We start from the raw sequence: 14,665 nt of genomic DNA, 5'->3' as shown, positions 1-14,665 counted from the left end.
CGACATGCAGTTGCACGCGGAAGCCTTAACAATCGCTCAAAGAGCTCTCGACGAGACTGGCGCGGCCATCATGTCAGGGGAATTTGCTGCTATTGAGAAGACTTTCGCGCTTCCGGCGCTTTTCGGGACCTTTGAAGGCGAGGTCATCATCAAAACCGTGCAAGAACTTGCCGCGCGTTTTGCTGATGTTCGCGCCCATCATCGCTCCCTTGGTGTTACGGAAATCGTGCGCAATATCATTGAGTGTGATTGGCATGATGAAAAGACCATACACACGATGTATCAAAGCCGACTTTTGTCCGGAAACATCTTGGTGCAGGCGCCGTACAACACCCTGACCAATCTCAAAATAATCGATGGCGAATGGAAATGTAGCTCAATGCTCATCACCATCCCCGATTCAGAAAAACACAATGAGGCCCTACTTGGGGGTTCTCAATTGGGAGACGACACATGACTGATTTTACAATGAAAACAGACGCCGACGGCGTCGCCACGATCACATGGGACACCGTTGGTAAATCCATGAACGTGATGAACCAGCAGGGGTTCATGGACCTTGATGCGCTGATCGATCAGGCGCTTGCGGATGATGCCGTAAAAGGCGTGATCATCACGTCCGGCAAAGAAGGGTCCTTTGCTGGGGGCATGGACCTCAACATCATCGCGAAGATGAAAGAAAGCGCGGGCGACAATCCAGCGCAGGGTTTGATGGAAGGCCTCATGGCGAGCCACGCGATCCTACGTAAGATTGAACGTGCAGGCATGGACCCAAAGACAAACAAAGGCGGCAAACCCATTGCTTGCGCTATGCAGGGCACTGGTCTTGGCATCGGTTTTGAAATCCCGCTGTCGTGTCACCGCATCTTTGTCGCCGACAATCCAAAGGCCAAGATCGGCCTGCCAGAAATCATGGTTGGCATTTTCCCGGGTATGGGCGGCACAACGCGTCTTGTGCGCAAGATGGGCGCGATGGCGGCATCCCCGTACCTTCTTGAAGGTAAACTGCTGGACCCGAACAAAGCCAAATCCGCCGGCTTGGTGGACGAAGTCGTGCCAGCTGATGAATTGCTTTCCGCCGCCAAAGCATGGGTTCTCTCAGAGCCCAAGATCGTTAAGCCATGGGATGAAAAGGGCTACAAAATGCCTGGCGGTGAACCATATCACCCTGCCGGCTTCATGACCTATGTTGGCGCATCTGCGATGATCAACGGCAAGACCCAAGGGGTTTATCCTGCTGCCAAGGCGTTGCTTTCAGCGGCCTATGAGGGCGCGATGGTCCCGTTTGACACTGCCATCAAGATCGAAGCGCGTTGGTTTACGAACGTCTTGTTGAACCCGAGCTCCGAAGCGATGATCCGCAGCTTGTTCATCAACAAAGAAGCGTTGGAAAAGGGTGCGAACCGCCCTGATGTAGCTGACCAGACCGTTAAAAAGGTCGGGGTTTTGGGCGCGGGCATGATGGGTGCAGGGATCAGCCTTGTGTCTGCATTGGCCGGCATCAAAGTCGTTCTGATCGACCGTGACCAAGACGCCGCCGACAAGGGTAAATCCTACACCACCGCTTACATGGACAAAGGGATTTCCCGCAAAAAAGCGACCGAAGAGAAGAAAGAAAAAGTGCTTAGCCTGATCAATGCTACGACCGATCTGAATGCATTGAAAGACTGTGATCTGATCGTTGAGGCCGTGTTCGAAGATGTCGGCGTTAAAGCTGAGATGACCAAGAAGGTCGAAGCGATCATTGGTGACGATGCGATCTTTGCGACCAACACATCCACCCTGCCAATCACTGAACTGGCCAAAGCATCCGTGCGTCCAGATCAGTTCATCGGCATTCACTTCTTCTCCCCGGTCGACAAAATGCTGCTGGTGGAAATCATCCGCGGTAAAGAAACTGGCGATGTGGCTGTTGCGAAATCTCTCGATTTCGTACGCCAGATCCGCAAGACACCGATTGTTGTGAACGACGAACGCTTCTTCTACGCAAACCGCTGCATTCTGCCATACGTCAACGAAGGCGTGCGTATGTTGCAAGAAGGCGTCGCCCCTGCCCTGATCGAAAATGCCGCCAAGCTGGTTGGTATGCCGCTGGGCCCACTGCAACTGACGGATGAAACGTCGATTGATCTGGGCGTCAAGATCGCCAAGGCAACGAAGGCAGCCATGGGCGATGCATATGATGACAGTGCTGATGAGCTGATCTTCTGGATGGCCGACGAAGGCCGTTTGGGTCGTAAATCCAACGCAGGTTTCTACGACTACAACGAAAAGGGCCGCCGCGAAGGGCTGTGGTCAGGGCTGGGCGAACGCTACAAGCAAGCAGATGAACAGCCTGAGCTGATCGAAGTTCAGCACCGCTTGTTGTTCTCTCAGGTCCTCGAAGCCGTTCGTGCGTTGGAAGAAGGCGTACTGATGGACATTCGCGAAGGCGATGTTGGCGCGATCCTTGGTTGGGGCTTTGCACCGTGGTCCGGTGGCCCGTTCAGCTGGCTCGACATTCTCGGCGCGCCTTACGCGGCGGATCGTTGTGACCAGATGGCCGAGAAATTTGGCCCACGGTTTGCCTGCCCGACCCTGCTGCGCGAGATGGCCGACAAGGGCCAGTCGTTCTACGGACGGTTCGGCACAGGCGTTGACAGCAAAGCAGCCTAAGAAACTCGATACCAAACAAAAAAACGGCCGCCCCGATATGGGGCGGCCGTTCGCATTTGTAAGGAGGCCTTACCCGACCAATGCGTTATCCGCACGCTTCACCGTCACAATGGAGGAGCGCGGCAATGTGCCTTCGCCATCCGGGAACGGCGCTGCGGGGTGTTGTATGCCGACGAACATGGTGCGACGATCAGCCGACCACGTTAGACCCGTAACCTCTGACCCATTCGGCCCCGTCAGAAAGCGACGGATTTCACCAGTGACAGGGTCACCCGCAAGCATCTGGTTGTTCCCCATGCCAAGGAAATCGCCTTCGTTGTCGTCATCCCCGTCTGTCTGGATCCAGATCAAACCAGTGCTGTCGATCACCATACCATCAGGCGAGTTGAACATATTGCCCGCGTTGATGTTGGCCGTTCCCGCATAAAGCCCATCAGAGTAGACGTCCGGGTTACCCGCCATCACATATAGATCCCACTCAAACGTCGCCGCAGCGTGGTCACCATTGTGCGGACGCCAGCGCAGGATTTGACCGTATTTGTTCAGCTCACGCGGGTTGGGCGCATTTGTCGTCATCGGCTCCCCGGCTGCGTTTGTGCGCAAGGACCCATCGTCGTTAGTTGCGCCACGGCGGGAGTTATTGGTGAGGCAGCAGTAGGCCTCAATCGCGGTAGGGTTCACGGCAATCCATTCAGGACGATCCATGGTGGTAGCGCTGACCTGAGTCGCTGCGATACGTGTGAAGATAGCGATTTCCGCTTCTGACATACCTGTGTCTTCTGGCGTCAGGGCGATCCATGTGCCTGTCATGTCGTCATTGAATTTAGCAACATAAAGCTGACCTTCGGTGAGCAATGTCGATGTATCGCCGCCCGGCGTGTAGACGTGACGGCTGACCCATTTGTACATGTATTCTCCGCGCTCATCGTCGCCCATGTAGACAACCACGCGTCCATCCGGTGCTACAACCGATGCTGCGTTTTCGTGTTTGAAACGGCCAAGTGCGGTACGTTTCACAGGAGTGGATGTTGGATCGGCAGGATCGATTTCGACGATGTAACCTGCGCGGTGTGGCTCGTTAGGTTCTTTTGAGAGATCGAAACGCGCATCAAAGCCGTGGTAGTTGTAGCGGCCAGCATCAACATCAGTATTCACACCGTAGCGGGCAAATCCAGCGGCGGTTGTTTCCTCAAGGGACAATTCTTCGGTGGTTCCGAAGTAACCGTTAAAGTTCTCTTCGCATGTTAGGTAAGTGCCCCAAGGTGTGCGGCCAGATCCGCAGTTGTTGAACGTACCGAGCGACGTAGCTCCAGTTGGGTCAGCGCTGGTTTTCATCAGGTCATGACCCGCAGCCGGACCGTCGATCTGCATTGGCGTGCGGTGGTGGATGCGGCGGTTGTAGGGGCTATCAACGACAACATCCCAACCTGCATCCGTCTCAGCGACTTCCATAACGGTAACGCCTTGAAAATTCTGCAAGCGGATGACGTCATCTGTCGAAACAGGTTTGCCCTCTTGTTCAGCGGGCAAGTTGATGCCGCCATTCACATATTCAGAGTTCACAACAAGCAGTTCTTTGTCACCCACAAGGAACAGTTCCATCCCGTCGGTGTTTTCACCAAACACCCGGTCAGACCCTTCGGTCGGAATGCCAGTGGCTTGATCAAAGGCAGGCGCATCCGAGAACAACGGATCGCCCCAGCGTGCTAGGATGTCCCATGTGTAGCCTTCCGGCACGTGCACGGTACCGTCGGTTTGCGGCGCAAGTTGGGTGAAAGCAAAGCGCGAGGTCTGTTGCGCCTGCGCTGAAGTGCCTGATAGCAGACCGGTGCCCATCACCGCTGCGCCAGAGCCGAATGCAAGTGCGCCGCCAAGGAAGCCGCGACGCGAGATCGCCTTTTCGACCACATCGTCAAAGCCTTGCGTGGTTGGGCGCGGGAATTTCAGTTCGTCTTCGTCGTCAAAGGACAGTTCATCGTAGTTAATCTGGGACATTCTTGTGCTCCTGCTGGGACCCGACGCGGGTCCTGACTGGCGCATGTCTGAAAGAGGAAGTTCACAGTTTTGTAATCGTGATATTGCAGTTTAATGAAAATTTGCGCGGTCGGACTGGGTGTCTGCCCCGCCAAATAAATGCCCCGCCGCTGTTACCAACGACGGGGCCCGATTGATCCGTTCAATCTGGGGGATGTCCCGAACCAACCGGTCACAAGCGAGGTCAGCCCCCGTTTGTAACTGGTTACACCGTACTAGGCGGATGCGAATTGAGCGGCGCCGACAGATGCGTGTGCTTCGTCTTCGAACATCAGGCAATCAACCAAATCTTCAGCAACGTCCATCGGTAGGACTGCATAATCAGATTGTGCCGCGTCCGAGATCAGATCGGTCTGAGCGTAGCACAAGAACAAAGCGCCAATATTTGCGAATGCAATTTCGTCCTGTGCAAAGTGCAGCTGGATCACTTCGATCCATTCTGACGGGCGTGACTGTGTAATGCCACGGTAGCCTTCCAAGGCTGCGACTGGGATTATAGCGAAAGGATCGCCTGTCATGTCTTCGGCAGCGTCGCTTTCAATCATGACAGACTGATGCGGCAGCAGTGACATGCCTTCGTGGTTGCCAATGGCACCAGCAGGAACGGCCATTGGCCAGCTGGCGATATTGTTTGTGTCTGCCATCAGGACGTGGCGGGTAACCGCGATGATTGTTTGCAGTCCACCATCAAACGTCAGGACCTGCTGTCCTTCGCGAATAGTTTCGACCTTGGCCCATCCAGTGTTAGTCGCAACCTTGGTTCCAGAGACCATTCCAGTTGTGTGAGTGTCCAATTTTGGCAGTGCGGCAGATGTCCCCCCATTTGAACGAGCAGCTTTTTCCCAAGTTGTAGTTTTCCAAGCAAACATTGTGACATCCCCATGTCTTGTTCTTATTTTTTCGGGCCAGTCGGCAGCGACTTGGTCCTTAGCAACAAGATCATTTGGAATGATTCCCAAGGCGGACCTTGGCTTAGAAAAGGGCATGTTTGGGGCATTGAATAAAATCAGCGGGAAATGTTTTGGTTAACGAACGATTAACCATCAAACCGGAAACAATTAGCCGCCGGTTCCTTCAGGATCGAAGGAATAGCTGTGCAATTTTATGTCCTCAGAACACAGTTCGGCCAGAAGCTCCGCATCAGACTCTGTATAGAATCCGCGCCAATCGCGGGGGCGTGCGCTGGCATTAGCAACCGGAACCTCAAGATCGAAACCCAAGTGTTCGGCCAGCGGTGCGCTGTCCTGTTTCAGGTGTTCCAGCCTGATATACAGGTCCGCATGTTCGACCCCGGCGCCATCCGTCATGTAGGACGCATAGGGCGCCTTACGAAATGTCGCTTGTGTCAGTGGGGCGTTTAGAAAGCCGGAAAACCCCTTGGCTTTTGCCAAGGTCACGGCAGGATGGTCAAAGGTTTGCGTTTGCAGCCAATGGTAATAACTGACCATACGGTCCCACGGATTTCGCACCAGCGTAAAGGTAAACAAGTCCTTCATATCGTCGCGACTAATAAGCCCTTCGGCGTCCGCGAGAGTGGAATGTTTCCAAAGCCGCCCTGCAGTTTGCACGCCTTTCACCTTGCCGCGTCGCTTCACGGCCTTTGGCGTATCGCCGATCATGATGTCATCGGCCTTAGCACGGTTTTCCAGCGCCAAGGCCATCGCCGTGCCGCCCGTTTTGGGGATGTGCACAAAGATATAACCGCGCCCTCGTGAAATAATCATTTTGACCTCACGGCGATGATAGAACCGGATAGGATGATCAAACCCATTCCCACCAACGCGACCGTGCCAAGCGTTTGCCCCCAGAGCAACCATGCAAAGAACGCGGCGAAAACGATCATCGAATATTCATTGATGGCGACATAGGATGCTTCGCCGAGTTGATAGCCTTTGGTCAGGAACAACACCCCGAAAACCGACCCCAGCGCCTGAGCGATTGTCACCCACATCATCGTCTGATCCGGTGGCACATAACCGCGCAGCACCCACCCGTTTTCGGGCGATACGTTTGTGACCGGCCAAATCGTAAGCACAGCCAAGCCGATTGCCCCCCAAAGGCCAAGGATCACGATATAGGCAAAGGTCATCACCCAAACAGATTCGCCTTCGCACCACTGGCGCGTTCCGATGGCAGAGATGGCGTAAAACAGGCCCGCCAAAACTGGCAGCGCCGAATACCATTCCAGATTTCCGTCTTCTGGCCAAACCAGCATAAGCGCGCCGACAAATCCAAGTGTTACGGCCCCCCAGCGCCAAACGCCTGCCTTTTCACCGCGAAACAGGATCGAAAGGACTAACACAAAGATCGGGGCTGTAAGAAAACCCGCCGCAACGATACCGATAGGAAGGAACGCGAGGCAGGCAAAATAGATCAGCAACGCCGTTGCGTTGAAAACGTTGCGCAGGATCACCCAAAAGGGCCGCTGTGCTCGCAGGCTGACAGCACCAATCAACGCCAACGACAGGATCACCCCAACCGCGATGATCCCGCGTAGCGTTTGGAACAACCACAATGATGACGTCTGTGACACCAGCACAATCAGGTTGTCAGTCAGAGCCAGCGTGAACATCCCCGACAGGGTGAATATCATCGACAGTTTTGGGAAAGTCTGTTGCATTGGGCAAGCTTTGCCAGAACCTTCGTCAACTGTCAGTCCAAAAAACGACCCTTTGGACTGTTAAGGTGTTTATCATTTCAAAAATCTGCGACATCCTACGGGCCAATCGCTTCTGGGAGGTTCAGCGAATGGGATGGATGAGAGACGAAACCGGGCTGGACAAATGTGCGGCCAATTATGTGCCGCTGACACCGCTTAGCCATTTGGCACGTGCCGCCAAGGTTTTCACAGACCATGAGGCATTAGTCTACGGCGACATCCGCCGGACTTACGTCCAATATCATGCCCGTGTTAGTCAACTGGCATCCGCCCTCTCGATGGCCGGCGTTCAACCCGGTGATGTGGTAGCGACTTTGCTCCCCAACATCCCCGCCCAAGCCGAAGCGCACTTTGGTGTGCCTGCCTGCGGCGCGGTTCTGAACACCATCAATATCCGGCTGGATGTCGACACCATCGCCTACATTTTCGATCACGGCGAAGCCAAGGTTGTCTTGTGCGACAGCCAATTCCTTCCTGTGTGTATGCAGGCCATTGAACTGATGGATGGCGACGCGCCCTTGGTCGTCGAAGTTCCCGACCCCGTCGCTGGGGTGCCCGAGATTGGCGAGCAAATCGATTACGAAACCTTTCTGGATGCAGGTGATCCGAATTTCGAATGGATGCTGCCAGAGGATGAATGGGAAAGCATTTCACTGAATTACACAAGCGGCACCACTGGCCGCCCTAAAGGGGTCGTGTGCCATCACCGTGGTGCTTACTTGATGACAACGGGAACGCCGATCACATGGCGCATGACCCTGCATCCACGCTACCTGACCATCGTGCCGCTGTTCCATTGCAATGGATGGAACCACACATGGATGATGCCGATGATCGGCGGCACAGTCGTGTGCTGTCGCGATATTACAGCTGCTGCAATTTATGACGCGATTGCTGATGAAGGGATCACACATTTCGGCGGCGCGCCCATTGTGCTGAACCTGTTGGTCAACGCCAAACCTGAGGACGTTCGCGAGTTCGACCACACCGTCGAGGTCTTCACCGCTGGCGCCCCACCTGCCCCGTCGACGTTAGATGCAATCGGGAAACTGGGTTTCAACGTGCAGCAAGTGTACGGACTGACCGAGACCTACGGCCATGTCACCGAATGCCTTTGGAACGAAGACTGGGATGCTTTGCCTGAGGATGAACAGGCCGCAATCAAGGCGCGCCAAGGCGTTGCCCTGCCTCAGATGGAAGACATTACCGTTCTGGATGACGACATGCAGCAGGTTCCTATGGACGGGAAGACCCAAGGCCAAATAATGATACGCGGCAATTCGGTCATGAAGGGATACCTGAAGAACCCTGACGCCACTGCAAAGGCATTCAAGGGCGGCTATTTCCATTCCGAAGACATAGCGGTCCAGCATCCCGATGGCTGGATGCAAATTTCAGACCGCGCCAAAGACATTATTATTTCTGGCGGCGAAAACATCTCGTCCGTTGAAGTCGAAGGCGCGTTGATGGGGCACCCTGATGTGATGCTCTGTGCTGTCGTGGCCATGCCCGACGACAAATGGGGCGAAGTGCCTTGCGCATTCGTTGAGCTCAAGGAAGGACACACCAACGACGAAGCGACCCTGATCGCGTTTACGCGCGAACGCTTGGCGGGGTTCAAATGCCCTAAGAAAGTGGTGTTTGGCGAGTTGCCCAAGACTTCGACTGGCAAGATCCAGAAGTTCGAACTGCGCAAGACGTTCAAGTAGCTCGATTAGGACAAGCGCCCATAAAACGTCATGCGCGCACTTTCTGAAAGCTCGACGCCTGCGGTGTCGTTATAGGCCAACACAGCCAACATGCGGGTCTTATCGCTTTCGTTCGGAGACACGCGATGGATTGAGTTACGGCCGCGAAATAACACCAGCGCGCCTGGTTCCATCTCCAGCACGTCTGGCTGCGTGCGGCCAGCGAGAAGATCGCCCACAGCGTCGTAATTCATGTCACCCGCATCTGCATCGCGTAGGTCTTTAATGTATTCAAAGCGGCTTCCGGCGTCGGGCTTTTCGATCAGCAGGGTTATGGCGAACGACGAGTTGTCGAAATGCCAGCCCAGTTCCTGTCCTCGGTTCGCATAGTGGATATTGATCGATGACAGCGGGTCGGCATACGAATGAAGTTCTGGCTGACCAGTCGTGCGCTTGACGAAGCTACGGAAAATTTCACTGTCATACAGGACCCGCAGCGGGGATTTTTCGGCAATCTTGTCGTCACAGATGCAGCCCTTGGATGACACAACCTGCAAATTTGCGGGGTGATCCGGCGCAAAGGCATCATTTATTGGCGTCAGATAGACCGAATGATCTTGAGCGCAGAAATAAGCGTCTTTCTGTCCCAAGCGGCTTTCGTCTTGCAACGTCACAAGTGCAGCCGAGTTAATGAAATCAGGTAAAACCAGAACTCCGTCGCGGTTCAGAATTTCAGCGCAACGAGCGCCAAACGCTTCGTCTAGCGGGTATTGATCTAGGGCGACGATATCAGAAAGGTGCATGCGGAAGTCCTATGAGAATGTCACTGGACCATGACTCCGCGTCGCGAAGGATGCAAGTTGGGCGGCACATAGGCAATGCGCCGCCCAACACCGTAGCTCAGCAGTTAGTCGGCCTTGGCTCGGCGCGTGTCATTGTACATCGCTTTGATTAACGCGATTACCATCAAGACCATGACAATCGTAAAGGGCAACGCCCCGATGATCATCGCATCTTGAAGCGCATCAAACGGGTTGCCTGTGGTACTGAGCCCACCTGCGACCAGCAAAGAGCCAATCACCAACGTCAGGATGATGCCCCAGATGATACGGTGCTTGATGCCTGTCTCCTGTTCGCCACCAGACATGATCGTGTTCATCACTAAGATACCCGAATCCGCCGAAGTCACGAGGAAGGTCATAATCAGAACCACACACATAATGGTAATGGCCGTCAGGAACCCGCCAGAGATCATATAGCTAAGCGTAACGAACAGTTTGTTCGTATTGGAAGCCCCGATAATCGCACCTTCTGCGGCGCCTGCCAGTTCCAGATCGATGGCCGTGCCACCCAATATGGTCATCCAAGCGAAACACACCAGAGACGGTGCAATTACACAGCCAAGGATGAATTCACGCACGGTGCGCCCGCGTGAAATACGCGCAAGGAACAAGCCGACGAATGGCGAAAACGCAATCCACCATGCCCAGTAGAACGTAGTCCAACCGGACTGCCAACCGAACTGACGTCCTTGATTGCCCGCCTCGTAAGCTGCGGCAAGGGTCTCTTGTGGAAGCGCTGCTGCCTCTCCTTCGAGCCCGCCGACGAACCCGTCGAACGACCCCCATGCGTTGGTCGCACCGCCATAAAGCGCTTCGGCTTGGCCTGCGGCCTCGGCTGGAAGTGCAGCGGCGAACGCATCGGCTGACAATGCCCCCGATGCACCAAACGACAAATTAAAGAAGTGCAGGATATAGTCTACCAACGCCGTTCCATATGTCGTCATCGCAAACATGAACGACCCGAAGATCACAAATGTCAAAAGTAGGATGACGGACAGCACAAGGTTCAAGTTGGACAGGTATTTGATGCCTCGGCCAACACCCGACACCGCCGACAGAATTGACAAGCACATGATGACAAGCAAACCAGCCAACAGGCCAACGGTTGAAGGCGCTGGCGGCGCGTCACCTTCAGCGGCCCCCATCAGCCATTCCATTCCAGTGACTGCGTATACCCCGTCAATGAACTGGCTCACGCCAAACCCAATGGTGACAGAAACACCAAGGATCGTCGCAACAACCCCAAGCACATCAACAACATGTCCGATGAACCCATTTGCGGCACGTCCGAGTAGTGGCGTCAAAGCAGATCGGATCGTTAGTGGCATATCACGCGTATAGGCGTAGTAGGCCAACGACAGCCCAGTCACCACGTAGATCGCCCATGCGTGTAACCCATAGTGCAAAAAGGTGTAACGATATGCACTTTGCACTGCTTCGGGTGAATTCGCAGTAACCTCTCCTGAGACTGTCAATGGGTTTGACCCCCACAGGCCCAAGGGTTCGGCGGTCGCGAAGACCATCAAACCAACACCCAAACCAGCACCAAACATCATCGAGAACCACGAGAAGTTGGAAAACTCGGGGGCTTCGCCCGGCGCGCCGAGTTTCTTTTTACCAATCGGCAATATCGCCAGAACGATTAGAAAGAAGGCAAACGCACCAACTGAAATGATGTAGAATGTGTTAAATCCGAGCAGCAGCGACCAGTTCCAACTGTCTAGCGTATTGCCAGCTGTCACTGGCCAGAACAACGCCCAGAGCACAAGCGCGACCATAAGGCCTTTTGATATCAGTGCGATCGGAAGACTGTATCCATGATAAAATCCCCCGTCTTGTTTGGGGATCTCAAGATCCGTGAATGGTGCCTTAGGTGCCATTTTGTCCCTCTCTTTCGGGCGCTTCTCGCCCTTCCATTGATGGCGCTTAAACGTCTGCGCCTGCGACATTTTAGCACAGCCATAACCCATCTCAAAAACAAACAGCGTCACTTGATAGCCCATAAACGGCTGTTAATTTTTCCGGCTTCGCGTTAGAATTGCAGAAAGCGGAGGCAGAGCAGGCCCCAGAATGACAACGGCACTGACAGATTTCGAACGGTTAGAAAGTGGCGGACTTTGGCGTCCTGACCCTAATGCGCAGCGTCGCGAGGTGACTGTATCCTTCGGCAAAGCTACGCTTGTGATTTCAGATACTGCCGGCCGTGCATTGGCCCATTGGTCCCTTCCGGCAGTCGAACGCCTTAATGCAGGCGAACGACCGGCGCTATTCACACCAGCAATCGATGCCACGGAGACCTTGGAAATCAGCGACGATTTCATGATCGATGCCATGGAAAAGGTCCGCACCACCGTTAAAAAACGCCGTAGCAAACCAGGACGGCTGCGCAATATCGGTCTTCTGATGACGGTTTGTGGGCTAGGCGCATTGGCGATCTTTTGGTTGCCAGATGCATTGATCCGCCAAGCACAAAGCGTGGTCCCCCCAGTACAACGCAGCGAAATTGGAGCGACTTTGCTAGGTCATATTCAACGTGTCACGGGGCAAACCTGCCGCAGCACGTTAGGCACGCAAGCAATGAGCAAGCTTTATACCCGTGCCTTAGGACCAGATGCAGGCGGCCAAGCGCTTGTCGTGCCGTCTGGACCAGATTCCGCGGTTTATTTGCCGGGTGGTTTGATCGTTATGAACCGCGACTTAATTGAAGACACCGAGGACCCCGCAGTTGTGGCGGGGCATATTTTCGCCGCGACCTCGCAGGCCCGCGCAGTTGATCCGCTGGCGGCGCTCTTGAAAGAAAGCGGCATCGGGACGACTTTCACCTTACTGACAACGGGCGAAATCGATGGCGAGACCCTAAAGACCTATGCCGAAACCCTGTTTACCAATCCTCCGCAACGAGCGGACGATGCGGAGCTGCTGAACCTGTTTGAAGCGGCCCAGATCCCAAGCACGCCTTTCGCCTATAGTCTCGACGTGACTGGTGAAAGCACACTTGGCCTTATCGAAGCAGACCCGATGCAAGGGCGCAGCGATGAGACGCTACTCACTGATGCTGAGTGGATCAGTTTGCAAGGGATATGCGGCTAACAAAACCCGAACAAGAAGAGACCCCGCGCTCGATTGCGGGGCCCCTCCTCGGGAGAACTGGTTCTTAGCGGCGAGTGAATGCGCTGGAGAAACCGGCGCTGCGTGCCGTTCCAAGTGCGTTATTTAGCTGACTGTCATTCGCGAACGGTCCCGCCAGTACGATACGCATCTCGCGACCATTCTGATTGAACACGCCAACCCGCATTGGCAACCCACGTGATCGCAAGGACCTTGCAATCGCCTGTGCTTCGTTTCGTGTCCCAAAAGTGCCGACTTGGACATAACGGTGGCCGCTAATCTGTTCAGCCCGCTGCGGCTGTGGTGCAACGGCGCGTGTTGTGGTGCGCTGTTGTGTGGTCGCAGTCGGCTGCGTTGCTGGCACCTGAGCGTAACGCTCGTGATTGGTGTAATCAGACGGGCTACGCGTCATCTGGTTAACAGGGATGCCACGTTGAGTGTTCATGCGACCATCATTCCAAACACGTTCAAAACCGTCTGGCACAGTCGGAGTTGGAAGCGCATAGGTGTTGGACGGGTTAGAATAAGGTGGAGGGGTCTGCCCTAAAAGCCCTGCCAAGAATCCCTGCGATGACTGTGCCCGTGACACGGTCGCGACATGAGTTGTCGTGGTCTGCGATGAAAGCTGTGTGTTTGCACCCGGTACAAAGGTCGTGGACCCAGGAGCTGAATCGAGTGGGTTCGAATAGGAACGTGTGTTTGTACGAGCTGTCGCGACAGGACGCGTCATACCGACGAATGTCGATCCAGGCGCTGCGTCTAGCGGGTTCGAATAGGGTTGCTGAGGCAGTGACAGATCTGCGCGCAGCTGGGCCAATCTGTTGCCTGTCGTTGTTGTGGTGGCACAGTTGATCGGAAGACCGGTCATCGCGCTCACATAACTCCGGCCAGTGGCGGCCATGTCGGCACAGGCTTCTTGACGTGTCAGCCGCGATGGGGCTTCGGCTTGCGTTGCCGTTAGATCGGTCGGCCGGACGACTGGCGTTACAGCAGAGGCAACCTGCGGAGCGGCAGGCGCGCCCCCGCAATCGATTGGCTGACCGGTGCGTTGGCTGATCATGTTTTGCTGGATTCCCGTCAAACCCTCGCAAGCTTCGGCCTTTGTCAGGATGCGAGGCTGAGGCGCTGGAGCCGGCGCTGTAATGACCCGCGGTGACGGGCTCGTTGCTGCGGCAGGTTGCTGCGGTGTCGTGCTGACCGTCGGCGTTACACGCGCGATCGGTGCCGGAGCAGCCTGAACAACTGGTGCTGGGGCAGCTACGGGTTCTGGCGCTGTGGTAGGTGCAGGTGTAGGGGCCGGAGCCGCTGCGGGGGCGCTGGCAACTTGTGCCGGTTCAGGGGTTGGCGCTGGCGCCGTTTGCGGCGCAGCGGCTGTTGTCGTCCCGCTCGATTGGGACGGCTGGAAGCCACAAAGCTGTTCGCGCGAACGAGAGACTCGAGGAACCCACTGTGTCGTTCCGCCAATGCCAGCGCGTACAAACACGCACCCTCGACTGTCGACGTATTGATTAGCTGCATATGATGATGGTGGCAGCTCAGCTGGTGGCTGTGAATTGCGCAATGATTGCGCACTCGCGGTGCCCATTAAGAGTGTCGCGGTAACCGCGACTGACGTAAGCAAACCAAACTGCTGGCGAATATTAAACATTGATGCCCCCACAATATATTGTGGAAGAATG

The 14,665-nt window shown here is 55.1% G+C and carries 11 protein-coding genes; 4 read left to right on the top strand and 7 right to left on the bottom strand.

Translation table 11 applies throughout. The features are described 5' to 3' along the window. The first annotated feature begins 4 nt into the window (after positions 1–4). Positions 5–457, top strand: a complete 453-nt coding sequence (locus L0666_RS10000; protein WP_235261169.1) for a hypothetical protein — start codon at positions 5–7, stop codon at positions 455–457. Beyond that, positions 454–2,655, top strand: a complete 2,202-nt coding sequence (locus tag L0666_RS09995; RefSeq protein WP_235261168.1) for a 3-hydroxyacyl-CoA dehydrogenase NAD-binding domain-containing protein — start codon at positions 454–456, stop codon at positions 2,653–2,655. Before L0666_RS10000 ends, L0666_RS09995 begins: the two co-directional genes overlap by 4 nt. A gap of 69 nt (positions 2,656–2,724) precedes the next feature. On the opposite strand, the gene L0666_RS09990 is transcribed toward L0666_RS09995, so the two are convergent. From L0666_RS09990 to L0666_RS09975, 4 genes are all read right to left on the bottom strand, one after another. After that, positions 2,725–4,650, bottom strand: a complete 1,926-nt coding sequence (locus L0666_RS09990) for a PhoX family protein (RefSeq protein WP_235261167.1) — start codon at positions 4,648–4,650, stop codon at positions 2,725–2,727. 254 nt (positions 4,651–4,904) lie between these two features. After that, positions 4,905–5,558: a Hint domain-containing protein gene (locus tag L0666_RS09985; RefSeq protein WP_235261166.1), complete on the bottom strand. Its 654-nt coding sequence runs from the start codon at positions 5,556–5,558 to the stop codon at positions 4,905–4,907. Positions 5,559–5,747: 189 nt separating this feature from the next. Further along, the gene (locus L0666_RS09980; protein ID WP_235261165.1) at positions 5,748–6,413 is read right to left on the bottom strand and encodes a sulfotransferase family 2 domain-containing protein; all 666 of its coding nucleotides are present in this window, start codon (positions 6,411–6,413) and stop codon (positions 5,748–5,750) included. Next, a complete protein-coding gene (locus L0666_RS09975; RefSeq protein WP_235261164.1) occupies positions 6,410–7,309 on the bottom strand; it encodes a DMT family transporter in 900 nt (299 codons plus the stop codon). The genes L0666_RS09980 and L0666_RS09975 overlap by 4 nt, the downstream gene beginning before the upstream one ends. A 128-nt stretch (positions 7,310–7,437) precedes the next feature. Here L0666_RS09975 and L0666_RS09970 point away from each other — a divergent pair, with 128 nt between their 5' ends. After that, positions 7,438–9,057 carry an AMP-binding protein gene (locus L0666_RS09970; protein WP_235261163.1) on the top strand — a complete coding sequence of 540 codons (1,620 nt, stop codon included), beginning with the start codon at positions 7,438–7,440 and terminating at the stop codon, positions 9,055–9,057. A gap of 5 nt (positions 9,058–9,062) precedes the next feature. Here the strand turns inward: L0666_RS09970 and L0666_RS09965 are convergent, their stop codons facing one another. Both L0666_RS09965 and L0666_RS09960 read right to left on the bottom strand, forming a co-directional pair. Beyond that, positions 9,063–9,839: a HalD/BesD family halogenase gene (locus tag L0666_RS09965; protein ID WP_235261162.1), complete on the bottom strand. Its 777-nt coding sequence runs from the start codon at positions 9,837–9,839 to the stop codon at positions 9,063–9,065. Between the two features lie 104 nt (positions 9,840–9,943). After that, positions 9,944–11,758, bottom strand: a complete 1,815-nt coding sequence (locus L0666_RS09960; RefSeq protein WP_235261161.1) for a BCCT family transporter — start codon at positions 11,756–11,758, stop codon at positions 9,944–9,946. 190 nt (positions 11,759–11,948) lie between these two features. Between L0666_RS09960 and L0666_RS09955 the strand changes: the two genes are divergently transcribed. Continuing rightward, complete coding sequence (locus L0666_RS09955) at positions 11,949–12,968, top strand: hypothetical protein (protein WP_235261160.1); 1,020 nt, start codon at positions 11,949–11,951, stop codon at positions 12,966–12,968. 64 nt (positions 12,969–13,032) lie between these two features. Here L0666_RS09955 and L0666_RS09950 read toward each other — a convergent pair whose 3' ends face one another. Then, positions 13,033–14,634: an SPOR domain-containing protein gene (locus tag L0666_RS09950; protein ID WP_235261159.1), complete on the bottom strand. Its 1,602-nt coding sequence runs from the start codon at positions 14,632–14,634 to the stop codon at positions 13,033–13,035. Positions 14,635–14,665: the final 31 nt, after the last annotated feature.

It is taken from the genome of Octadecabacter algicola, assembly GCF_021532625.1.
GTDB lineage: Bacteria > Pseudomonadota > Alphaproteobacteria > Rhodobacterales > Rhodobacteraceae > Octadecabacter > Octadecabacter algicola.
The sequence above is the reverse complement of the archived record's forward strand: the minus strand, read 5'-3'. Positions and strand labels throughout refer to the sequence as shown.